Here is a 22,273-nt window from a genome sequence, read left to right as displayed (position 1 = left end):
TGTTCCATGGTGCGCATCATGCCAATCAACGATTTCGGGTGCCCGGGTAAAGCGCCCGGGATTTGCGTACAGTGCGGTCGATGAACGCTTCGGCATGGACTCTCGGGTGGCGCAGCCTGTGGCGCGATCTGCGCGCGGGCGAGCTGCGCCTGTTGCTGGTCGCGGTCACGCTGGCCGTGGCGGCGCTCACCAGCGTGGGTTTCTTCTCCGACCGCCTGCAGGGCGGCCTGCAGCGCGATGCACGCCAGCTGCTGGGCGGCGACGTGGTGCTGGTGGGCGACCATGCGCCGGCGTCCGCCTGGAGCGCGCGCGCGCGGGAGCTGGGCCTGGACCAGGCGTTGACACTGGGCTTTCCGACCATGGGTCGGGCGCCCGACGCGCAGGGCGGCAGTTCGCGTCTGGTGGCGCTCAAGGCGGTCGAGGCGGGCTACCCGCTGCGCGGCGCGCTGCGACTGGCCCGCGACGCGCAGGACCGGGTGGGCGTGCCGACGCGGGCCGTGCCCGCGCGCGGCGAGGCCTGGGTCGATCCGTCCCTGCTGGAAGCCCTGGTGCTGCAGCCGGGCGATGATTTGCTGCTGGGCGACCGCAGCTTTCGCATCGGCGCACTGATTGCACTCGAGCCGGATCGCGGTGCCGGCTTCATGGCGTTCGCCCCGCGCGTGCTGATCAACGCGGCCGACCTGCCCGCCACCGGCCTGGTACAGCCGGCGAGCCGCATCAGCTGGCGCCTGGCGCTGGCCGGGCCGGAGGCCGCGGTGCAGGCCTGGCGCAGCTGGGCGGAGCAGGAACTGGCGCGTCCGGGCACGGCCGGCCTGCGGCTGGAGACGCTGGACTCGGGCCGGCCCGAGATGCGCACCACGCTGGACCGGGCCGAGAAGTTCCTCAACCTGGTGGCCCTGCTCGCGGCGCTGCTGTCGGCGGTGGCGGTGGCGCTGGCGGCGCGCGGCTTTGCCGCGCGGCACCTGGATGACTGCGCGCTGCTGCGCGTGCTCGGCCTGCCGCAGCGACGCATCGCCGGCGCCTACGCGGCCGAGTTCCTGCTGGTCGGCCTGGTGGCCAGCGTGCTCGGCGTGCTGCTGGGCTACGCCGTGCACCTCGGCTTCGTCGCGCTGCTGGCCGGACTGGTGGACGGTGCGCTGCCGCCACCCAGCGCCTGGCCACTGCTGCTGGGCCTGGGCATCGGCCTGACGCTGCTGGTGGCCTTCGGCCTGCCGCCGGTGCTGCAACTGGCCCGCGTGCCGCCGCTGCGCGTGCTGCGGCGCGACGTCGGCTTGCTGAAGCCCGCGTCGTTCGCAGTGCTGGCGCTGGGCATCGCGGGTTTTGCCGCGCTGCTGCTGGCGGTGAGCCGCGACCTGGTGCTGGGGCTGATCGCGGTCGGGGGCTTCGCCGGTGCCGTGCTGCTGTTCGCCGTGCTGTCCTGGGCCGCCGTGGCCCTGCTGCGGCGGCTCGTGCACGAGCAGCGTGCGCCGCGCTGGCTGGTGCTGGCGACGCGCCAGCTCGCGGCGCGGCCCGGCTACGCGGTGGTGCAGGTCAGCAGCCTGGCCGTCGGCCTGCTGGCACTGGTGTTGCTGGTGCTGCTGCGCACCGACCTGATCGCGAGCTGGCGCGCCGCCACGCCGGCGGACTCGCCCAATCGCTTCGTCATCAACATCATGCCGGACCAGGACCAGGCCTTTCGCGCCGCGCTGCGCGATGCCGGCGTCACGCAGATGGACTGGTACCCGATGTTCCGCGGCCGCCTGGTGGCGATCAACGGGCGTGAGGTCGGGCCCGGCGACTACGCCGACGAACGCGCGCGCCACATGGTCGAGCGCGAATTCAACCTCTCGCACGCGGCCGAGCAGCCGGTGCACAACCGCGTGGTGGCGGGCCAGTGGACGCCGGGCGAGGTCGGCGCCATCAGCGTCGAGCAGGGCCTGGCCAGCACGCTCGGGCTGAAGCTGGGCGACCGCCTGCGCTTCGATGTCGCCGGCCTGCAAGTGCAGGCGCGCATCAGCTCGCTGCGCAAGGTCGACTGGGCGTCGATGCACGTCAACTTCTTTGCCATGTTCCCGCTGGCCGAAATGCCGGACCTGCCGATCACCTACATTGCCGCCTATCGCGCGCCCGGCACGCCGGGCTTCGACCACGCGCTGGTGCGCCAGTTTCCCAACATCACCAACGTCGACATGGAGCAGTCGATCGCCCAGGTGCAGCGCGTGCTGGACCAGGTGGTCCGCGCCGTCGAGTTCCTGTTCGGCTTCACGCTGGTGGCGGGGCTGGTGGTGCTGTTCGCCGCCGTCAGCGCGACGCGCGAGGAGCGCGCGCGCGAATTCGCCATCATGCGCGCGGTGGGCGCGAGCAGCCAGTTGCTGGCGCGCGTGCAGCGTGCCGAGCTCGTCGGCGTCGGCCTGCTGGCCGGCGTGCTGGCCAGCAGCGTCGCCATCGGGGTCGGCTGGGCGCTGGCACACCAGGTTTTCGACTTCAGCTGGAGCGCACCGCCCTGGGTGCCGCTGGCCGGCGGCGCGGCCGGCGCCGTGCTGGCGCTGGCGGCGGGATGGTGGGGCCTGCGCGAGGTGCTGCGCCGGCCCGTGGTGCAGACGCTGCGGCGCGCGGCCGAGTAGGGCGGTGCCGGCTGGCCCAGAATGCAGGCGCGCGCCACCGGTCGGCGCGCGGGAGAGGACGACTTGAACCAGCAACGCCAGGGAGCCCACGCGACGGCCCGGTCCGGTAGCGCTCCGGGCGGGGTCGCCCTGCCCGGCGCCTGGACCGCGCTCGCCATCACCACCGCGGTGCAGTCCATGGCCTCGATGGCTTTGCTGACGGTGCCCGTGATGGCACCGGCGCTGGCGCCGGCACTTGGCCTGTCCACGGCCTGGGTCGGCGGCTTCATCGCCCTGGGCTATCTGGCGGCGATGACGGCGAGCCTGGTGTCGGGCGCAGTGGTGCCGCGTTACGGCGCGATCCGCGTGAGCCAGGTGGCGCTGCTGCTGTGCGCCGTTGGCCTGCTGCTGGCGGCCGTCCCGGCCTGGCCGGCGACGGCGCTGGGCGGCTTTCTGATCGGCTGCGGCTACGGGCCGATCACGCCCGCCAGCTCGCACCTGTTGGCGCTCACCACGCCGGCGCACCGCATGTCGCTGGTGTTCTCGGTCAAGCAGACCGGCGTGCCGCTCGGCGGCATGCTGGCCGGGGCCGTGGTGCCGGGCGCACTGCTGCTGCTGGGCTGGCAAGCGACGCTGGTGCTGGTGGCGCTGGCCTGCATTGCCTGCATCGCGCTGGCGCAGCCGCTGCGCCGCGCGCTCGATGCCGATCGGCAGCGCAGCCAGCGGCTGCAGCTGGCGGGGCTGCTCACGCCGCTCAAGCTGGTGCTGGCGAGCCGGCCGCTGGCGGTGCTGGCGGCGGTGTCCTTCCTGTTTTCCGCCGTGCAGGTTTCGGTGACTACCTACCTCGTGACCTACCTGAACGAGACGCTGGCGCTGTCGCTGGTGGCCGCGGGCGCGGCGCTGTCGGTGTCGCAGCTCGCCGGGGTGGTGGGCCGCATCGGCTGGGGTGCGCTTGCCGACCGCGGGCCGGGGGCGCGCGGCACGCTGATGCTGCTGGCGGCGCTGATGATCCTGGGCAGCGGACTTACCGCCGTGCTGCAAGGCGGCTGGTCCACCGCCGTGATCTGGCTGGTGGTCGCGGTGCTGGGCGGGTCGGCGATCGGCTGGAACGGTGTCTACCTGGCCGCGGTCGCGCGCCAGGCGCCGCCCGGCCAGGCGGGGGTGGCCACCGGCGGCACGTTGCTGTTCACCTTCATGGGCGTGGTGTTCGGCTCGCCCGCCTTCGGCGCGCTGGCCGGCGCCAGCGGCAGCTACCGCCTGGCCTTTGCCGCACTCGCCCTGCCGGCGGCGCTGGCGCTGGCGCTGCTCGTCTGGCGCGCGCGCCAGGCAGCGCGCGAGGGGCAAGCCGAACGGCTGGCAACGGGCGATGGGGTGCCGCCGTCAGCGGCGGACGGTTCGTGATGCTGACGCAGCGCGAGAGCCCAAGATGACCTTGCGCCCGCCCTGACTGCCGGAACCCGCCCGTTCGTCGTTGCGGGTGCACGCCATGGCACGGGCCATGACTGCGCCTTGTGCCCGGGTCGCGTGTCTTCAGGCAACCCTTTCGGACCCCATCCATGCATTCGCAGACCCTGGGGCGGGTTTCGGCCGGGGGTCGTTCATGACGGGAGCGCTTGCGCGCGGCCGGCGCCGGCACGACGGGGCAGTGCGCGGGTTCATGCCGACAGGTTCGCGGACCCGCTGGCGGCCCCACCCGGCGCGGGACGGCGCATCTGCACCTCGAGGAAATCCAGCAGCGCCCGCAGTGCCGCGCTGTGGTGGTGGCGCTGGGCGTAGGCTGCATGCAGCCACAGATTGCGCGGCGAGTATTCGCCAAACAGCGGCTCAAGCCGTCCCAGCGCGATCCAGTCGCCCAGCAGCATGCGCGAGCCGCGAATCACGCCGGCGCCCTTGAGCGCCAGCGGCACCATGGGCGAGGAGTCGGAGGCGGTGCAGATCGCCCGCAACGGCAAATCCACGATCTTGCCGCCAACGCTGAAATGCCAGTGCGGCGTTTCGCCTGGCGGCGCCACGGCCAGCGTGCGGTGGGTGACCAGCTCACGTGGATGCTCGGGTCGGCCATGCTCGCGCCAATAGTCGGGCGTGGCGGCCACGACCATCTCCAGCCGCAACAGGCGACGCACGATCTGGCTGTTCTCCGCCACGGGGCCGACATGAAACGCCAGGTCGATCGCGTCCTCGGCCAGATCGGCCACCTGATTGGTGAGCCACAGGTTGATCGAGATGTCGGGATGGAGCAGCATGAAGTCCGCCAATCGCCGCATCAGCGCTGTCTGCACCAGAACGTGGGGTGCGCTCAGGTTGAGGCGTCCGCCGGGCCGCGCGGCGCGATCGCTCATGGCGTCCTCGGCGCGATCGATCAGATCGACCACCAGCCCGCTGTGTTCGATCAGCAACTGGCCGGCGTCCGTCAGCGAGACGTGGCGCGTGCTGCGGTTGAACAGGCGCAGGTGAAAGCGCGTTTCCAGTTCGGCCACGTACTTGCTTACCGTGGCCGGTGCCAGATCGAGTGCGCGTGCGGCAGCCGCAAAACTGTTGCGCCGGGCCACTTCGCGAAATGTACGCAGGAGCTCCAGGGTGTCCATTGTTCACGGCCTGGAATGATGAACATTCCATTGAACTGCTTTTTCCAGGCGTACACAAGGCTCACAGTGGGCGGCATGGGGTTGGCAACCAGAGCGGGCCAGTCCCATGGGAAGGAGTCCGTGCTTCCATGCCTTCGTCCCGGTTGCAATCGCTTTGCGGACTTTCCAGGAGTTTCATCATGACCACCCGGTTGACCCCATACGTGACCGCACTGGGGCTGGCGTTGACGGCCACTGTCGCGTCCGCCGCCATGCCTGCCTGCGGGGAGGGCCCGTTTTTCGACAACTTCCAGAGTGCGGCGCCCCCCAGTGTCACGCGCGACGAAGTCGTGGCGCTGGCGATCCAGTCACCGCCTGCCGCGGGCGAACACAGCAACGGCGATACCGACGCGGGGGCGCTGCCGCATCCAGTCGATCGCACAGTCGTGGTTGCTCAGCTGCGCGACGGGCTGGCGCACGGCTTCCACCCGGCCTCGGGCAACGTCGATTGAACCTGAAGCCGGCACTGGCGGGCACATGGCGCGCTCACCCAACCGGTGAGCGGATCGAAGCGGCCAAGCTCAATGCCCATGCGGCGTTCGAGCTGTTCACGAGCGGTCCGCTGCCGGATTCGGGTTGAATCGCCACCGCGGTCGCTCCGACCCGCGTGACCCGCGGGTCTTCTGTTGGCCGGGCTTGCCTTGTCACAAGCGGGACGGGGCGTTCACAGGCGGGGAAATCTCTTCATCAACCGATCTTCCGGCCTCCCCGGCAGCGCTCCGAAGAGCCCGGCGATCCACCGTCGCCAGCAGCACCCGCGGCACGCCTGCGCCGCCGACGCGCAGCAGCGTCATTCCGGCGCGGCGCGCCACGTCCGACTTCCGCGAGCGCCCGTTGCACCGCACCCGGGAGATCGGCACACCGTTCGCGGTGCTGCATGGCGCCCTGCCGCGCATCGACGCCGGTCGCCTGAGGCGTAGAGTCCGGACTTCATGGCCGCGCACAGCGAAACCCCTGATAGCTCGTACCATGCCCGCTTGTCTGGCTTCACCGAACCTGCATGAGTGACCAACCCAAGCTCTGCCATCTGGCGCTGCAGGGGGGCGGGGCGCACGGCGCCTTCACCTGGGGCGTGCTCGACGCGCTGCTGATGGACGGGCGGCTGGCGTTTGCCGGCATCAGCGGCACCAGTGCCGGTGCGCTCAATGCCGTGGCGCTGGCGCATGGCTGGGTCGATGCCCTGGATCAGAAGCGCGACCCGGCCGAAGGCGCGCGCGCGGCCCTGGCGCGACTGTGGACGCGCATCATGGCACTGGGTGGCGTCAGCGACAGCGCGGCGCGCCTGACACGGCTGATGATGGGGGCGCTGCCGGGCGCGCTGACGCAGGTCTCGCCCTACCAGAGCAATCCGCTGGACATCAATCCGCTGCGCGAGCTGGTCGAGCGCGAGATCGATTTCGAACGGCTGACACGCCTGAAGTCGCCGCGCGTATTCGTGGCCGCGACCGACGTGGCGACGGGGCATGCGCGGATCTTCTCGGGCCGCGGCCTGAGCGCGCAGTCGGTGATGGCTTCGGCCTGCCTGCCGCAACTCTTTCGCGCGCCGGAGATCGACGGCAGGCTGTACTGGGACGGTGGCTATTCGGCCAACCCGGCGCTTGGCCCCCTGGTCGAGATGGGCGAGACGCGTGACCTGCTGCTGGTGCAGATCAACCCGCTGCAGCGCACCGGCAAGCTGCTGACCTCGGAGCAGATCAGCGACCGCGTGAACGACCTGACCTTCAACGCCAGCCTGATCGCGCAGATGCGCACCATCGCGTTGATCAATGAACTGGTGGCGCGTGGGGTGGTGGACGAGGGACTGGCGCCGATCCGCGTGCACCGCATCGACGGCGGCGAGGCGCTGGCCGAGATGCCGGCCGACAGCAAGGTCGCGCCGCAGCGGCGCACGGTGGAGAAGCTGTTCGAGCTCGGCCGGGAGTCGGCCCGGCGCTGGCTCAGGCGCGGCCTTGCGGCGGTGGGCGAGAAGAGCACGGTCAATCTGCGTCGCGACTATGGCGACCCGCTGCGCCTGGAGGTGGATGCCGCCGAGGCAGCGCCACAGGGCGGCGTCGGTTCGGCCCTGCTGCGCTATCTCTGGCCCAGGTCCGGCACGAACGGCGACAAGCCGCCCCCGCGCGGCTAGTGCAGTGTTTCACGCTATCAGGTACTTATAACGAGTCGCCAAGGGGCCAGCTGCGCGGCGCGTGGCCGCAGGCATGGTGGGTCCATGTCAAGGCCACGCAACAAAGCAGATGGCCCCTTGGCGGCTCGCCCTGCGGGAAGCCAGAAAAAGGCTCGCGGCGGCGTTGCAGTTCTTGCCAAGGCCGCCAGCATTGGCTGCGAACCGCGCCTTGCTGCAAACCTTTTTCTGGCTTTTATAAGTGCCTGATAGCGTGAAACACTGCACTAGGAGCGTGGGCGGCAGAAGGTGCGCCGGCTGCAACGCGCGAGAAACCGGTCCATCGCGGTGCTGCCGACCGCACCCAGGGGGTCACCCTGGGCTTGTCGGTATCACCACGCTGTCCTCGCTTTTCGCACGTTTCGCTTCGGCGCCTTCTACCGCCCACTCTCCTGGTGGGAAGCACGGCAGGAATCGGGTGCGCGACTGGATGCCTGCGGCTGCATCTGCGAGGTTTCAACCCAAAACGGCAGTTGACCGCTTGCCTTCTTCACGAGATCCGCATGAACCTTGACTTCCGCTGCTTCGATCACCTCCACCTGTTGGGCGAACGCCTCCAACTGCCGTTTTAGGTTCAGGCAACGCTGAACAAGTCCCTCGCGCGCTGCGCATCCCTGCCTGCGGCGGTCTGCGGCGTTGCAAATGCTCGCAATAGCTTCGGCTATTGCTGCGCTTCGCGCCTTGCATCCCATCCCCATGCAGGGTGCGCCGCATCACGGAGACTTATTCAGCGTCGCCTTCAACCTGGATCCGGCAGCGGACCGTTCGCGGACTCTTCGAAAGCCGCATGGGCATTGAGCTGGACCGCTTTGATCGCACTCATCGGCTGGGTGCTGGCGAGCGCATCCCACTGCGGGAATCAGGTCCAGACGACACGGCTCCGATGGCCGCGGAGCGAGCCAGGCGGGCACCCGTGGCCGAGGTCTCCCGGGCCACCGGGTGTGTCCCCCTTCAGGGGGATGGCGCGCAGCGCCCTAGCGAGTGGCTCATTTCATGCCCCAGCCAGCAGCACCAGCAGCGCCCCGGCGCCCCCGTCCGTCGGCCCGGCCTGCACGAAGGCCAGCACTGCCTGCTTCTGCACCAGCCAGGCGTGCACCTTGCCCTTGAGCACGGGCACGCCGCCGGGCGAACCCAGGCCCTTGCCATGCACCACGCGCACGCAGCGCAATCCGGCGCGGCGCGCCTCGCGCACGAACTGGCCAAGCGCCTCGCGTGCCTCGTCGGTGCGCAGGCCGTGCAGATCGATCTGCGCCTGTACTGCCCAGTGGCCGCGGCGCAGGCGCGCGGGCACGTCGGGGCCGATGCCGGGGCGGCGGAAGCTGAGGTGCTCGTCGGTGTGCAGCAGCGTGCTGACATCGAACGCGTCGGACAGCGATTCGCGCAGCACCGCCGCCTCGTCCTGCTGGCGCTGACGCGGCAGCGGCTCGGGTGCGGGCGGGGCGTGCACCACGCGCGTGCTGCCGCGCAGCGGCCGCACCGGGCCGACGGCGCGTGCGAACAGGTCCTGGTCGGCGCGCGCCTGGCGCTCGTCCGCCGCGCGCGCGGCGGCTTCGCGCGCCGCGCGTTCGCGCTGCTCGGCCAGTTGCCGGCGCAGTCGTGCAAGGTCCTGCAGCGAGCCGGCCCTCACACCAGCCCCCGTTCCGCCATCGACAGCGCCTGGCCGGGCGCGACGATGACGTGGTCGAGCACGCGCACGTCGACCAGCGCCAGCGCTGCCTTGAGCGACTGCGTCAGCGCCTCGTCGGCGCGGCTCGGCTGCACGCTGCCGCTTGGATGGTTGTGCGCCAGCACCACGGCGGCAGCGTGGTGGTGCAGGGCGCGCAGCACCACCTCGCGCGGATAGACGCTGGTCTGCGTCAGCGTGCCGCGAAACAGCTCTTCCAGCGCAAGCAGGCGGTGCTGGCTGTCGAGAAAGATCACGGCAAACACCTCGTGCACGCGTCCCGCCAGATGCAGCTGCAGATAGTGCTTGACGGCCTGGGCGCTGTCCAGTGCAGGCCTCTCCTTCAACTGTTCGGCGAGCGCGCGCCGCGCCAGTTCCAGCACGGCCAGCAGTTCGGCGCGCTTGGCGCTGCCGCCCAGCCCCTTGAAGGGCTTCAGGTCCAGCGCACTGGCGTGCAGCAGGCCGGAGATCCCGCCGAAACGATCCAGCAGCTCCTGGGCCATCTGCAGCACCCCGCGCCCGGCGGTGCCGGTGCGCAGCAGCAGCGCCAGCAGCTCGGCATCCGCCAGCGCCGCAGGGCCGCGCGCGAGCAACTTCTCGCGCGGGCGGGCATCGGGCGGCAGGTCCTGGAGCGGCATGATGCGCCGATGCTAAGGCACTGCGCAGCAAATCCTCCGACGAGGCGCGCCCTGCCGGGGCAAGGTGCAGCAATGGCCGGGGATCGCGAGCATTGGCGACGAAGCGGGCCACGGGATGCGCGGCGCGCGAGGGCCCTGTTCGGCGTTGCGTGCGCCCAGAGTACCCGCAGGCACGGGCGGGGCGGGCCCGTTTCCTACAATCCAGGGTTTTCCGCGTGATCCGCCATGTCCCAGGTTGAACCCGGCTCCTTCCTGACCCTGCACTATCGCCTCGCGGGCCCGCAAGGCGACGTCATCAACACCTTCGGTGGCAAGCCGGCCACGCTGTCGATCGGCGCGGGCGAGCTGGCGCCCGCGGTGGAGCAGCGCCTGCTGGGCCTGGCCGAGGGCGCGCGTTCGGTGTTCGAGATCCCGGCCGGCGAGGCATTCGGCGAGCGCAACCCGGACCTGATCCACTGGCTGCCGCGCAGCGAGCTCGACGCCCTGGGCGAGGAGGGCGAGCAATACCACGTCGGCGAGGTGGTGCGTATGCCCACGCCCGACGGCGAGGGCCTGATCGCCGCCGTGGTGCGCGAGGTGCGCGCCGACGGCGCGCTGCGCCTGGACTTCAACCACCCGCTGGCGGGCCAGCCCGTCACCTTCGAGGTGCAACTGATCGGCGTGCTATGAGCGAGCAGCCCACCATCATCGACCCGGGCGAAGTGGTGCTGGCGGCGCCACGCGGCTTCTGTGCCGGCGTCGACCGCGCGATCGAGATCGTCGAGCGGGCCCTGGTCAAGTTCGGCGCGCCGATCTACGTGCGCCACGAGATCGTGCACAACACCTACGTCGTGAACGACCTCAAGTCCAAGGGCGCGATCTTCATCGAGGACCTGGCCGAGGTGCCGCCCGGCTCGATCCTGATCTTCAGCGCGCACGGCGTGCCCAAGGCCGTGGAGGAGGAGGCCGCGGCGCGCGGCTTCCAGATCTACGACGCCACCTGTCCGCTGGTGAGCAAGGTGCACGTCGAGGTCGCCAAGCTGCATCGCGAGGGCTACGAATTCATCATGATCGGCCACCAGGGCCACCCCGAGGTGGAGGGCACGATGGGCCAGCTCAAGGGCGGCATCTACCTGGTGCAGGACGTGCCGGACGTCGCGCGGATCCAGCCGACCCAGTCCGAGAAACTGGCGGTGGTGACGCAGACCACGCTCAGTGTCGACGACGCGGCCGAGATCATGGCGGCGATCAAGGCGCGCTTCCCCAGCATCCGCGAGCCCAAGCAGCAGGACATCTGCTACGCCACGCAGAACCGCCAGGATGCCGTCAAGCTGATGGCGCGCCAGGTCGACCTGGTGATCGTCGTCGGCAGCCCCACCAGCAGCAACTCCAACCGCCTGCGCGAGGTGGCCGAGAAGCTCGGCACCGAGGCCCACATGGTGGACAGCGCCGATGATCTCCAGCGCGCATGGCTGCGCGGCAAGGCGCGCATCGGCGTCACCGCCGGCGCCTCGGCGCCCGACATCCTGGTGCGCCAGGTGCTGGCGCGGCTGCGCGAGTACGGTGTCGGTTCGGTGCGCCAGCTCGAGGGCATCGAGGAGCACATGAAGTTCCCGCTGCCCAAGGGCCTGAGGCTCGACGGCGCGGCCGAGGTGAACCTGGAACACCTGCGCTGAACGTCCCCGGCACCTCGGGGCGCGGCGGCCTGGCGCGCGGCCCCGCCCCTACAATCATTGCCCTATGCTTGATCCCGTATTGCTGCGCCGCGACCTGCCCGGCGTGCTGGCGCGACTGGCCACGCGCCAGAACCCCCAGCCCTACCTTGACGAAGCCGCCTTCACCGCGCTGGAGGCCGAGCGCAAGACGATCCAGACGCGCACCGAGGCCCTGCAGGCCGAGCGCAACAGCGCCAGCAAGCAGATCGGCCAGCGCAAGGCCAAGGGTGAGGCCGTCGACGAGCTGATGGCGCGCGTGGCCGGCATCAAGGACGAGCTGGACGCCTCGGCGACACGGCTGGACGCCATCCAGCACGAGTTGCACGTCCTGCTCCTGGCGCTGCCCAACCTGCCGCACGCGAGCGTGCCGGTCGGTGCCGACGAATCCGACAACCAGGAGGTGCGCCGCTGGGGCACGCCGCGCGCCTTCGACTTCGCGGTGCGCGACCACGTCGAGCTCGGCGAGCCGCTGGGGCTGGATTTCGAGACCGGCGCCAAGCTGTCGGGCGCACGCTTTTCCTTCCTGCGCGGGCCGGTGGCGCGCCTGCACCGCGCGCTGGCGCAGTTCATGCTGGACCTGCACACCCGTGCGCACGGGTATACTGAATGCTACACTCCCTACATCGTCAACGCCGCCACGCTGCTCGGCACCGGCCAGCTGCCCAAGTTCGAGGCCGACCTGTTCGCCGCGAAGAAGGGCGGCCAGGAGGGCGAAGGCGAGCCGATGTACCTGATCCCCACGGCCGAGGTCTCTCTCACCAACCTGGTGCGCGGCGAGGTCGTCGCCGAGGCCGAGCTGCCGATCCGCCTGACCGCGCACACGCCGTGCTTCCGCTCCGAAGCCGGCAGCGCCGGGCGCGACACGCGCGGCATGATCCGCCAGCACCAGTTCGACAAGGTCGAGATGGTGCAGATCGTGCACCCGGAGCACAGCGATGCCGCGCTGCTTGAAATGGTCGGCCACGCCGAGGCCGTGCTGCAGCAACTCGAACTGCCCTACCGCGTGGTGCTGCTGTGCACCGGCGACATGGGCTTTGGCGCCGCCAAGACCTACGACCTGGAAGTCTGGGTGCCGGCCCAGCGGACCTATCGCGAGATCAGCTCCGTCAGCAACTGCGAAGCCTTCCAGGCGCGCCGCATGCAGGCGCGGTTTCGCAGCGCCCAGGGCAGGAACGAGCTGGTGCACACGCTGAACGGCTCGGGCGTTGCCGTGGGCCGCGCGCTGGTGGCGGTACTCGAGAACCACCAGCAGGCCGACGGCTCGATCCGCATCCCGGCCGCGCTGCGCCCCTACCTGGGCGGGCTCGAAGTCCTCGCGGCCTGAACTGCTAGAATCCGTCGCTTGGCCAAGGCCCGCGGAGAGGTGGCAGAGTGGTCGAATGCGCCGGACTCGAAATCCGGTTTACAGGTCTCCTGTAACGTGGGTTCGAATCCCACCCTCTCCGCCAACAAGCCATGCCTTGCGAGCACCCGCTGGCACGGGTGAACCCACGAAGCCCCGCACGCGCGGGGCTTTTTGCTGCGGCTTGTCGCAGCACCGCGGGGACCGACATGCCTGCCATTGCGCCCATCGCCGTCAACCTGTTGCTGAATCCTGCGCTGGACCGCGCCGGGGACTATGGCGCCGAGCACGCCGCCATTCTCAGCCGACCGGCGCTGGCCGAGGCGAGCGCGGAGATCCGGGGTTGGCCCGGCTACGCGCAGACCCCGCTGCACGCGTTGCCGGGCCTGGCCCAGGCCCTGGGCGTGGCCAGCGTGCATTGCAAGGACGAGGGCGGGCGCTTTGGCCTGGGCAGCTTCAAGGCGCTCGGTGGCGCCTATGCCGTCGGGCGCCTGCTGTGCCGGCTGCTTGGCGCGCAGCTGGGCCGTCCCGTGACGACGCGCGAGCTGCTCGCGGGCACGCACCGTGCGTTGACGCAGGCGGTGACGGTGAGCTGTGCCACGGATGGCAACCACGGGCGCTCGGTGGCCTGGGGCGCGCAGCTGTTTGGCTGTCGCTGCGTGATCTGCATCCATGCCACCGTGAGCGAGGGGCGGCGCCAGGCCATCGAGCACTGCGGCGCGCAGGTGGTGCGCACCGCCGGCAACTACGACGACGCCGTGCGCCAGGCCGACGCCGACGCGCGTGCACTGGGCCGCCACGTGATTTCCGATACCTCGTACGAAGGCTACATGGACGTGCCGCGCGACGTCATGCAGGGCTACCAGCTGATGGTGGAGGAGGCACTGCAGCAGGTCGGCGCGGCGCCGACCCATGTCTTCGTCCAGGCTGGCGCGGGCGGTCTGGCGGCTGCAGTGTGCGGCTATTTCCGGGAGCACCTGGGCGCGGCGCGCCCGCGCCTGGTGGTGGTCGAGTCGCGACGCGACGACTGCCTGATGCAGAGCGCCCGCGCGGGCCGTGTCACGGCGGTGCATGGCGCGCTGGATACGCTGATGGCAGGGCTGGCCTGCGGCGAGGTGTCTCTGCTGGCCTGGCGCATCCTGCAGCGGGGGGCCGATGCCTTTGCTGACAGGAGGTGAGATATTTGAAGAGGGGAAAGTGCGATATTTGGGGGATTTGATGGGGGATTGTGGGCCAAGGGCGGGATTGGACTGCAAAGGCGTTGCAAATATGGAAAGAGGGGCGGCGGGCTAAATTTTGGGCGATCTTCAGGCCAGGTCCAAGAGGTCTTCGAGGATTTCCAGGACGGCGCGCTCATCGTCCGGCGCCAGTTGGCCGGTCTCGGGGATTGCGAAGAGAAGGCCGCGGCGGGGCATCTTCTTGGTGCCGAATTCGTGGTACGTGGCATACGGCTCGACGAAGCCGATACGCACGCTGGTGGCGTCGGCTTCCCAGTTGAGATGGTCGCGCATGTCGCGGTAGCGATCGAGAAGCCGATGGTTGCCGTCTTCGGGGTAGGTCGCGATGGTGAATTCGGACCACGGCGCCCAGGGGTGACCTTCCGGGTCGCTGCGGATTTCGAAGCGGTTGTGAATCCGGGTTTCGAGCTCTTGGCCGATGCCGGCCAGGACCGGGGTGAGGTCGCCCAGGCGCTCCTGCAGCCGGGCGATGTGCTGGCGGAAGGCGGTGTCATCGACGGTGATGGTCAGCATGGCCTGATTCGGGTTTGACGGGTGGCGGCGTCACGGCCACAATGGCAGTGCTCGCCGTCGTTTTGGACGTAAAGCCGCAGGGCCGCGCAAGCGGAACACATGGGGCAGGCGGGCATTTTCATGCCTATTCCGCGCGCTTGTACATCGTCAGAAGCACGATGCTGGCGCGCCGGACCTTGACCACCAGGTCGTAGGCGAATCCCTCCAGGACTACCCGACCCGTCATCAGGCGCGCGCCGTCTGGTGCGAACGGCGGCACGCCGGGCGCCAAGGTGGCCATGGCCAGCAGCTTGGGGAACAGGGCCACATCACTGGGCGATAGCGGCACCTGACCACGCAGCGATTCGCGGGCAATGCTGTGGGTCAGGACGTGGCGCACGCCGTCGTGGTCCAGGCCGACCGTCTTGCCTTCCAGCTCGATGCCGATGCGGCGGGCGCGCTCGACGGTGTCCGAGCTGGCCGGCGCCAGCGCCAGATAGGGCTGCTTTGCCCGCGGATTGAGGCGCGCGCGCTCGTAAAAGGTGGCGGCGGCGGATTCGAGCGTGAGGCCATCACGGCGCGCGGCGGCGGCCAGGCGCGGGTCGGCGGCCGCCTGCTTGGACTGCTGGATTTGCTCGAGCACGCGCTGGCGGGCCTGACCGGCGTTGTAGCCGAAGCCGGGGTCGACGCCGACGGGGACGGCTGTGATTTCGCCGGTGCGGCGGTTGACGTGTTCGACACGCACATCCGCCGGTGCGGTGGTGTTGAACGGTTCGCGCACGATCGGGGCGCTGCGGCCCGTACCGGTGCCAAAGCCGTCATCGATCTCGGCGTTTGGGCGGGACTGACCATGACCGCGCGTGTAGTCGCGGCGCGTGAGGGCGATTACCCGACAGCGGCAGCGCCAGCCGTTGGGTGGCCAATGGGTGCTCCAGAATTCATGCGCAACGGGCAACACCAGGTTGTGCCACGCGCGATGCGCAGGGCGCACGCGCTCACTTTGCCGTGATCGAGGACGCCGGCGCCGTCGAGGCCATGCGCCTGCTGGCGAGTCCGGCGCCGGGCGATTCGCCCATCGTCGCAGGCGAGTCGGCGGTGGCGGGGCTGGCCGCCGCGCTGGGTGTGGCGCGCGACGCCGGTCTGCGCGCCGCGCTCCGCATCGCGGCGAGCAGCCGCCTGCTGTTCTTCGGCAGCGAGCGCGACACCGATCCCGTGCTGTACGCGGAATTGGTCGGTCGCGGCAGCGCCGAGGTGCTGGCCGGCGCCACGGGCCGAACGCGCTGCCCGTCGTCCGCCAGGCAGCGCGCGGCGCGGACCGGACCGGGCGGACGACCGCCGCCGCGTGTCGCGTCGCCGCGTCGGGCGCCGCTCACGCGAGGGCGGCGCACAGCATCTTCAAGTCCCGCACCTCGACCTGCGGGCGTGTTGCCCGGCCATCGGGCCAGGCCACGCCATCGCGGTTGACCCAGGCCACCTGCATGCCGACGGCGAGCGCGCCGGCGGCGTCCAGTTCGGCGTCATCCCCCACGTGCAGCACCTCGTGCGGGGCCACGCCGCCGACCGCGGCGCCGGCGTGGAAGATGCGTGCGTCGGGCTTGGCCACGCCGACCGACGCGGCCGATACCGCGCCGGCGAAGAACGGGCCGACGCCGGTCTGCGCGACGTCGGCATTTCCGTTGGAGAGGGCCACCAGCGGCCAGCGCGCGGCCAGGAATCGCAGCGCCTCGAGCGCATCGTCAAACAGGGTGACGCGCTGGCGCTCACGGTGGAAGATCGCGAAGGCGGGCTCGGCCAGCGCCGGATCGTCGCCGCTGTCGCGCAGGAGCAGGCGAATCACCTCGCGCTTGAGCGCACCCAGGTCGTGCGCGATGGCCGGCCGCTCGGCCAGCACGCGCTGGCGCGCCTGCAGGGCCACCTGCGCATCGGCGGCACGCACGGCGGTGTTGCCGGCGCCGTGCGCCGCCAGCCAGTCGCGCGTGATCGCATCGGCGCGGCGGATGGTCGGCCATACCGGCCACAGGGTGTCGTCCAGGTCCAGGGTGATGGCACGAATGCGGCGGGCATCGAGCATGCCCGAGAATAGCGCATGCCGTTTTTTCGACCCGAGCCCGAAGGGGCCCATGATCCCCGGGGGCGCACGGGCGTGCTGCTGTGCAACCTGGGCACGCCCGAGGCACCGACCGCGGCCGCCACGCGCCGCTACCTGGCCGAGTTCCTCGGCGATCCGCGCGTCGTCGAGCTGCCGCGCGCGCTGTGGTGGCCGATCCTGCATGGGGTCATCCTGCGCACGCGGCCGGCGCGCTCGGCCGCCAAGTACCAGTCGATCTGGTTGCCCGAGGGCTCGCCGCTGATGGTCTGGAGCCTGCGCCAGGCCAGCCTGCTGCGCGGCTACCTCGGCGAGCGCGGCCACGACGTCAGCGTGCGCCTGGCCATGCGTTACGGCGAGCCCGCGATCGCCGACCAGCTCGATGCGCTCAAGGCGCGTGGCTGCACGCGCATCCTGGTGCTGCCGCTCTATCCACAGTATTCGGGCAGCACCACGGGCAGCGTGGTCGATGCCGTCATGGCCTGGGCGCGCCGCGTGCGCCGCGTACCCGAGCTGCGCTTCGTCGCCAGCTTTCACGACGATGCGGGCTACATCCGCGCGCTGGCGCAGCGCGTGCAGCGCCACTGGATGGCGCAGGGCCGTCCGGCCCGGCTCGTCATGAGCTTTCATGGCGTGCCCCAGCGCATGGTCGACGCCGGCGATCCCTACCTGGAGCAATGCCGCGAGACGGCGCGCCTGCTGGCCGAACGGCTGGCGCTGCGCGAGGCGGACTGGGTGCTCAGCTTCCAGTCGCGCTTCGGCAAGGCGCGCTGGGTTGGCCCCGCGACCGACGCCACGCTGCGCCAGCTCGGCCAGGCCGGCACGCCGCGCGTCGACGTGATGTGCCCGGGCTTCGTCAGCGACTGCCTGGAGACGCTCGAGGAAATCGCCATCGAGGGGCAGGCAAGCTTCCGGGCGGCCGGCGGCCGGAACTTCGACTATGTGCCAGCCTTGAACGACAGTCCGGTCTGGCTGGCGGCGCTGGCGGAGATCGTGCAGAAGCACCTGTGCGGCTGGCCGACGCGCGGCGCGGATTGATCTGCACGCCGGCCTGGGCCCCGGGGCGCCATGCTCGGGTAGACTGATCCGGCATGCTGTTCGGGCACGTGGCTGCAGACCGTGATCGGGCGGCACAGGCAGCAACCAGGCGGCACCGGCCGCGAGCATCGACATCGACGGGAGGCCGCATGCTCATCTTTGGAACCCACGACGAGCAGACCCTGGCGCAGCTGCGTGACGTGGCCCGCCGCGCCGAGCACGTGGCCCTGATGGCCGACGGCCACGTCGGTTTCGTGATGCCGATCGGCGGCGTCGCCGCCTACCGCAACCAGGTGTCGGTGGTCGGCGTGGGCTTCGACATCGCCTGCGGCAACTGCGCCATCCGCACCGACCTGAAGGCGGCCGACTTCACGCGCCCGCAACTGGTCCGGATCGCCGACGAGATCAACGCCACCATCAGCTTTGGCCTGGGTCGCACCAATCAGCAGGCCGACGCCCCGGTCGACCATCCGCTGTTCGAAGGCCCGGCCTGGGAGGCCTTGCCCGACCCTGCGCGCGAGCCGTTGCGCGAGATCGCGCGCGCCCAGCTCGGCACGGTGGGCAGCGGCAACCACTACGTCGACGTGTTCGCCGACACGGTGGACGACCACGTCTGGGTGGGCGTGCACTTCGGCAGCCGCCAGCTTGGCCACGCCATCGCCTCGGGCTTCATGGCGCTCGGCCAGGGCGGGACCTGGGGCCAGCGCGTGCCGGAACAGGAGGTATTGCTCCATCTCGATTCGGCGCTCGGCCAGCGTTACTGGGCGGCGATGGAGCTGGCTGGCCGCTACGCCTATGCCGGGCGTGAGTACGTGGCGCGCAAGGTGGTGCAGATCCTGGGTGGGCGCGAGCTCGACCTGGTGCACAACCACCACAACTTCGCCTGGAAGGAGCAGCACTTCGGCCAGGAGCTGATCGTGGTGCGCAAGGGCGCGACGCCGGCCTTCCCGGGCCAGCGCGGCTTCATCGGCGGCTCGATGGGCGACGACGCCGTCATCGTGGCCGGCTACGAGGCGGCCGCGGGCAGCGGCCCCGACGCGATCCACGCGCTGCAGCAGCAGGCGCTGTTCAGCACCGTGCACGGCGCCGGACGCGTGATGAGCCGCACCGCGGCGCGGGGCGCCCCGCGCGGCCGGCGCGCGCGCGGGCGTGGCGCTGTCACGCGCTGGATGATGGACGACTGGATCGCGGCGCACGGCGTGATCGTGCGCGGTGGCGACGTGGACGAGAGCCCGCACGTCTATCGACGCCTGCACGAGGTGCTGCGCGACCAGCGCGGTACCATCGTGGTGCAGCATACGCTGCGCCCGCTGATCGTGGTCATGGCGGCGCCTGACGTGGTCGATCCCTTCAAGGATTGAGAAGGCGCGAATCGTCCCCAACTAAATAAATTAATGCGCGGTTTTCGCGCATCGTGTGGAGCGGCGCACCATCGGATTGCTGCCGCGCCTGGCTGCCAGCTGCATGGTGCTGACAGAAGCCCGGGGCTGGCTTGTGTTTCGTCTTCCACCCACGAGGAGTCCGAGATGAACCGGCTGTTGCAGGATTTCAGCGCCAGGCTGCAGGGTCACCAGGATGCCGTCTGCCTGTCGCTCTATCAGCCCACCCACCGCGCCATGGCAGGGCGCCAGCAGGATGCATTGCGCTTTCGCAATCTGGTCGATCAGCTGGAGGCGTCGTTGCGTCGCGAATATGCCCAGCGCGACGTGGCGCCCTGGATCAAGCCGTTTCGCGCATTGGCCGACGATGCGGGCTTCTGGCGCGGGCCGATGCGCGACGGCCTAGCGGTGCTGGGCTCGGCCGAGCTGTTCCGCGTCTTCCACCTGCAGCGGTCGGTGCCCGAGCTGGCCGTGGTGGCCGAGAGCTTCCACGTCAAGCCGCTGATCCGCATCCTGCAGTCGGCCGATCGCTATCACGTGCTGGGCATCGATCGCGAGCGCATCCGCCTGTTCGAGGGCAACCGTGACCAGCTCGACGAGGTCGAGCTGCCGACGGGCTTTCCGCGCACCAGCCGGGACGTTCTGGGCGAGCAGGACCACCAGCGTTACGTCGGCGCCTGGGCCTCGCGGGCCGGGCAGGCCGGCGTGCTGCATGGTGCCGGCTCGGACAGCGACATCGTCGACAGCGCGATGGAGCGCTTCTTCCGTGCGGTCGACCAGGCGATCCTGCAGGAATACTCCCGCCCGTCGGGGCGACCGCTGCTGCTGGCCGGCTTGCCGGAAAACCTGGCGCGCTTTCGCGCCTTCAGCCGCAACCCCTTCGTGCTCGAGGCCGCGATCCACGTGCATCCCGACACACTCGCGCCCGAGGTGCTGCGCGAGCAGGCCTGGCGCGCCATCGAACCCGGCTACCTGGCGCGGTTGCGGGGCCTGGTGGAGAGCTTTCAGGCCGGCTACGCGCACGAGCTGGGCGACAGCGACGTGGCCAAGGTGGCGCGCAGCGCCGTGGCGGGCCGCGTGGCCACCCTGCTGGTCGATGCCGACCGCCATGTGCCGGGTCGCCTGGACCCGGCCAGCGGCGCCATCGAGCCGGACACCCTGCGGCGCCCGGACGTGGACGACCTGCTGGACGACATCGCCCAGCAGGTGCTGGCGGGCGGTGGCCAGGTGATCGTGGTGCCGACCGAGCGCATGCCAACCGACACCGGACTGGCGGCGATCTACCGGTTCTGAACGCGCGGCGGCCCGCGCGGATGCGCGCGTGGGCGCACGCCGGGCGTGACCGGGCATTGACCCGGGGGTAATAACCGATTGCCAGCCGGCCGCGGGCGCCGTCCAATCCGGCGTGGAGACAACAAGACAAGCAAGCCACAAGACGATGCCCTGCATGTGCGCTGGCGGGAGGCCGGATGATTGAGCGCCTGGCGCACGCCATCGCGCGCGGGTTCGAGGTGCTGATCGTCGCCAGCCTGGCGATCATGGGCGTGCTGGTGTTCGGCAACGTGGTGCTGCGCTACGGCTTCAACTCGGGCATCGCGATTTCCGAGGAGTTGTCGCGCCTGCTGTTCGTCTGGCTGATCTTCCTGGGCGCGGTGCTGGCTTCGGCCAAGCGCATCCACATCGGCTTCGACACCCTGCAGCGTGCGCTCGGGCCGCGCGCGCGCGGGTTGCTGGCGGCCTTCAACGGCGTGCTGATCCTGGCCGGCTGCGCCATCTTCATGGTGGGCGGCTGGCAGCAGGTGCGCGTCAACCTGGGCAACAGCTATCCGGTACTGGGCATCTCCTACGCCTGGCTGTACGGCGTCGGCCTGGTGTTCGGCGTGGCCCTCGTCTTTCCGGTGTGCAACAACATCTGGCGCGCGCTGCGGGGTGACCCGCGCCATCTGACCAAGGATCTGGGCGACCGCATCGAGGACCTCAGCGACCGCATCGAGTCCGGCGCGCCGCCGCCCCCGCGGGATCGCGGCGCATGACCGCGGCGGTGTTCCTGGGCGCGCTGCTGGGCCTGATCGCGCTCGGCCTGCCGATCGCCTTCGCCCTGATGTTCGCCGGCGTCGCCCTGATGCTGGCGACGGGGCAGTTCGACGCCCAGGTGGTGGTGCAGAACGCGATCGCCGGCGCCGACAACTTCGTGTTGATGGCCGTGCCCTTCTTCATCCTGGCCGGCGAGTTCATGAACGCCGGCGGCCTGTCGCGGCGCATCGTCGAGATGGCGAGCGCCTTCGTCGGCCACCTGCGCGGCGGCCTGGGCTACGTCGCCATCGGCGCCGGCATCCTGCTGGCCAGCCTGTCGGGCTCGGCCGTGGCCGACACGGCGGCACTCGCTGCCATCCTGGTGCCGATGATGAAGCAGGCCGGCTACAACCCGGCGCGAGCCTGCGGGCTGATGGCCGCCAGCGGCATCATCGCGCCGGTGATCCCGCCCTCGATCGGTTTCCTGATCTTCGGTGTCGTGGCCAACGTCTCGATCACGCGCCTGTTCCTGGCCGGCATCGTGCCGGGGGTGCTGATGGGCACGGCACTGGTCGTGGCCTGGTGGTTCGTGGCGCGGCGCCAGCGGGTGGCGGTGACGGCGCGCGTGCCCTGGGGCCGGCGCCTGCGCCTGCTCGGCCAGGGCGGCTGGGCGCTGATGATGCCCGTGATCATCATCGGCGGCCTGCGCTTCGGCATCTTCACGCCGACCGAGTCGGCGGTGGTCGCCGCGGCCTACGCGCTGCTGGTCGGGGTGGTGGTTTATCGCGAACTGAGCTGGCGCGCGGTCTATGACTGCCTGTTGTCCACGGCGCAGACCACCTCGGTCGTGCTGCTGCTGGCGGCCCTCGCCATGGTGGCGTCCTACATGATCACCATCACCGACATCTCGGGCCAGGTCGGCGGCTGGCTGCAGGGCATCGCCGAACACCCGACACTGCTGCTGGCGGCGATGATGGTCGTGGTGTTCTTTGCCGGCATGGTGCTGGACTTCATCCCCATCGTGCTGATCTTCACGCCGGTGTTCCTGCCGCTGGTCAAGGCCGCCGACATCGATCCCGTGTATTTCGGCGTGATCTTCATCATGAACTGCTCGATCGGCATGATCACGCCGCCGGTCGGCGTGGTGCTCAATGTCGTCAGCTCGGTGGGCAAGGTGTCTATGGGCGACGCCGTGCGCGGCATTGGCCCTTTCCTGCTGGCGTTGCTGATTCTGCTCATCATCCTGATCCTGTTCCCGGCGCTGGTCACGGTGCCGGCCGAGTGGTGGCGCTGAGGGCGCGTCGTTCAACTTCCAACGCAAAG

At 70.4% G+C, this 22,273-nt stretch carries 21 protein-coding genes and 1 tRNA gene; 15 read left to right on the top strand and 7 right to left on the bottom strand.

Annotated features, from left to right (window positions below):
- The first annotated feature begins 80 nt into the window (after positions 1-80).
- Entirely contained in the window at positions 81-2,603 is a 2,523-nt protein-coding gene (locus PKA16_RS07605; RefSeq protein WP_324401947.1) for an FtsX-like permease family protein, read from the top strand.
- Between the two features lie 63 nt (positions 2,604-2,666).
- Entirely contained in the window at positions 2,667-3,983 is a 1,317-nt protein-coding gene (locus PKA16_RS07600; protein ID WP_324401945.1) for an MFS transporter, read from the top strand.
- A 254-nt stretch (positions 3,984-4,237) separates the two neighbouring features.
- On the opposite strand, the gene PKA16_RS07595 is transcribed toward PKA16_RS07600, so the two are convergent.
- Complete coding sequence (locus tag PKA16_RS07595) at positions 4,238-5,167, bottom strand: LysR substrate-binding domain-containing protein (RefSeq protein ID WP_324401943.1); 930 nt, start codon at positions 5,165-5,167, stop codon at positions 4,238-4,240.
- A gap of 179 nt (positions 5,168-5,346) precedes the next feature.
- On the opposite strand from PKA16_RS07595, the gene PKA16_RS07590 reads away from it, so the two are divergent.
- The 3 genes from PKA16_RS07590 to PKA16_RS07580 all read left to right on the top strand — a co-directional run bounded on the left by PKA16_RS07590 (position 5,347) and on the right by PKA16_RS07580 (position 7,331).
- Positions 5,347-5,658, top strand: coding sequence for a hypothetical protein (locus tag PKA16_RS07590; RefSeq protein ID WP_324401941.1), 312 nt, complete (start codon positions 5,347-5,349; stop codon positions 5,656-5,658).
- Positions 5,655-5,786 (top strand): hypothetical protein, encoded by a 132-nt coding sequence (locus PKA16_RS07585; protein WP_324401939.1) that lies wholly within the window; start codon positions 5,655-5,657, stop codon positions 5,784-5,786. The genes PKA16_RS07590 and PKA16_RS07585 overlap by 4 nt, the downstream gene beginning before the upstream one ends.
- A gap of 420 nt (positions 5,787-6,206) precedes the next feature.
- Complete coding sequence (locus tag PKA16_RS07580; RefSeq protein WP_324401937.1) at positions 6,207-7,331, top strand: patatin-like phospholipase family protein; 1,125 nt, start codon at positions 6,207-6,209, stop codon at positions 7,329-7,331.
- Positions 7,332-8,358: 1,027 nt separating this feature from the next.
- Here PKA16_RS07580 and PKA16_RS07575 read toward each other — a convergent pair.
- Positions 8,359-8,994, bottom strand: a complete 636-nt coding sequence (locus PKA16_RS07575) for a Smr/MutS family protein (RefSeq protein ID WP_324401935.1) — start codon at positions 8,992-8,994, stop codon at positions 8,359-8,361.
- Entirely contained in the window at positions 8,991-9,668 is a 678-nt protein-coding gene (gene radC, locus PKA16_RS07570) for a DNA repair protein RadC (protein WP_324401933.1), read from the bottom strand. The genes PKA16_RS07575 and radC overlap by 4 nt, the downstream gene beginning before the upstream one ends.
- 225 nt (positions 9,669-9,893) lie before the next feature.
- On the opposite strand from radC, the gene PKA16_RS07565 reads away from it, so the two are divergent.
- The 5 genes from PKA16_RS07565 to PKA16_RS07545 all read left to right on the top strand — a co-directional run bounded on the left by PKA16_RS07565 (position 9,894) and on the right by PKA16_RS07545 (position 13,882).
- A complete protein-coding gene (locus PKA16_RS07565; RefSeq protein ID WP_324401931.1) occupies positions 9,894-10,337 on the top strand; it encodes an FKBP-type peptidyl-prolyl cis-trans isomerase in 444 nt (147 codons plus the stop codon).
- Positions 10,334-11,323 carry a 4-hydroxy-3-methylbut-2-enyl diphosphate reductase gene (ispH, locus tag PKA16_RS07560; protein ID WP_324401929.1) on the top strand — a complete coding sequence of 330 codons (990 nt, stop codon included), beginning with the start codon at positions 10,334-10,336 and terminating at the stop codon, positions 11,321-11,323. The genes PKA16_RS07565 and ispH overlap by 4 nt, the downstream gene beginning before the upstream one ends.
- Before the next feature lie 64 nt (positions 11,324-11,387).
- Positions 11,388-12,686, top strand: a complete 1,299-nt coding sequence (gene serS / locus PKA16_RS07555) for a serine--tRNA ligase (protein ID WP_324401927.1) — start codon at positions 11,388-11,390, stop codon at positions 12,684-12,686.
- Between the two features lie 33 nt (positions 12,687-12,719).
- Positions 12,720-12,810, top strand: a tRNA-Ser gene (locus PKA16_RS07550).
- 103 nt (positions 12,811-12,913) lie between these two features.
- The gene (locus PKA16_RS07545) at positions 12,914-13,882 is read left to right on the top strand and encodes a diaminopropionate ammonia-lyase (RefSeq protein WP_324401925.1); all 969 of its coding nucleotides are present in this window, start codon (positions 12,914-12,916) and stop codon (positions 13,880-13,882) included.
- A 129-nt stretch (positions 13,883-14,011) separates the two neighbouring features.
- Here the strand turns inward: PKA16_RS07545 and PKA16_RS07540 are convergent, their stop codons facing one another.
- From PKA16_RS07540 to PKA16_RS07525, 4 genes are all read right to left on the bottom strand, one after another.
- The gene (locus PKA16_RS07540; protein ID WP_324401923.1) at positions 14,012-14,455 is read right to left on the bottom strand and encodes a phage virion morphogenesis protein; all 444 of its coding nucleotides are present in this window, start codon (positions 14,453-14,455) and stop codon (positions 14,012-14,014) included.
- Positions 14,456-14,579: 124 nt separating this feature from the next.
- Positions 14,580-15,389 (bottom strand): hypothetical protein, encoded by an 810-nt coding sequence (locus PKA16_RS07535; RefSeq protein ID WP_324401921.1) that lies wholly within the window; start codon positions 15,387-15,389, stop codon positions 14,580-14,582.
- A gap of 40 nt (positions 15,390-15,429) precedes the next feature.
- Positions 15,430-15,702, bottom strand: coding sequence for a hypothetical protein (locus tag PKA16_RS07530; RefSeq protein ID WP_324401919.1), 273 nt, complete (start codon positions 15,700-15,702; stop codon positions 15,430-15,432).
- Positions 15,703-15,803: 101 nt separating this feature from the next.
- Complete coding sequence (locus PKA16_RS07525) at positions 15,804-16,505, bottom strand: HAD family hydrolase (protein WP_324401918.1); 702 nt, start codon at positions 16,503-16,505, stop codon at positions 15,804-15,806.
- Positions 16,506-16,520: 15 nt separating this feature from the next.
- Here PKA16_RS07525 and hemH point away from each other — a divergent pair, with 15 nt between their 5' ends.
- The 5 genes from hemH to PKA16_RS07500 all read left to right on the top strand — a co-directional run bounded on the left by hemH (position 16,521) and on the right by PKA16_RS07500 (position 22,244).
- Complete coding sequence (gene hemH / locus PKA16_RS07520; protein ID WP_324401916.1) at positions 16,521-17,558, top strand: ferrochelatase; 1,038 nt, start codon at positions 16,521-16,523, stop codon at positions 17,556-17,558.
- 149 nt (positions 17,559-17,707) lie between these two features.
- Positions 17,708-18,919, top strand: a complete 1,212-nt coding sequence (locus tag PKA16_RS07515) for an RtcB family protein (RefSeq protein WP_324401914.1) — start codon at positions 17,708-17,710, stop codon at positions 18,917-18,919.
- 165 nt (positions 18,920-19,084) lie between these two features.
- Positions 19,085-20,230: a hypothetical protein gene (locus PKA16_RS07510; RefSeq protein ID WP_324401912.1), complete on the top strand. Its 1,146-nt coding sequence runs from the start codon at positions 19,085-19,087 to the stop codon at positions 20,228-20,230.
- A 176-nt stretch (positions 20,231-20,406) separates the two neighbouring features.
- Positions 20,407-20,970 (top strand): TRAP transporter small permease, encoded by a 564-nt coding sequence (locus PKA16_RS07505; protein WP_324401910.1) that lies wholly within the window; start codon positions 20,407-20,409, stop codon positions 20,968-20,970.
- Positions 20,967-22,244 (top strand): TRAP transporter large permease subunit, encoded by a 1,278-nt coding sequence (locus PKA16_RS07500; RefSeq protein WP_324401908.1) that lies wholly within the window; start codon positions 20,967-20,969, stop codon positions 22,242-22,244. The genes PKA16_RS07505 and PKA16_RS07500 overlap by 4 nt, the downstream gene beginning before the upstream one ends.
- The last annotated feature ends 29 nt before the right edge of the window (positions 22,245-22,273 follow it).

Source organism: Ottowia sp., assembly GCF_035325765.1.
In the GTDB taxonomy this organism is placed as follows: domain Bacteria; phylum Pseudomonadota; class Gammaproteobacteria; order Burkholderiales; family Burkholderiaceae_C; genus Ottowia.
This window is presented reverse-complemented; position numbering and strand designations above follow the sequence as displayed.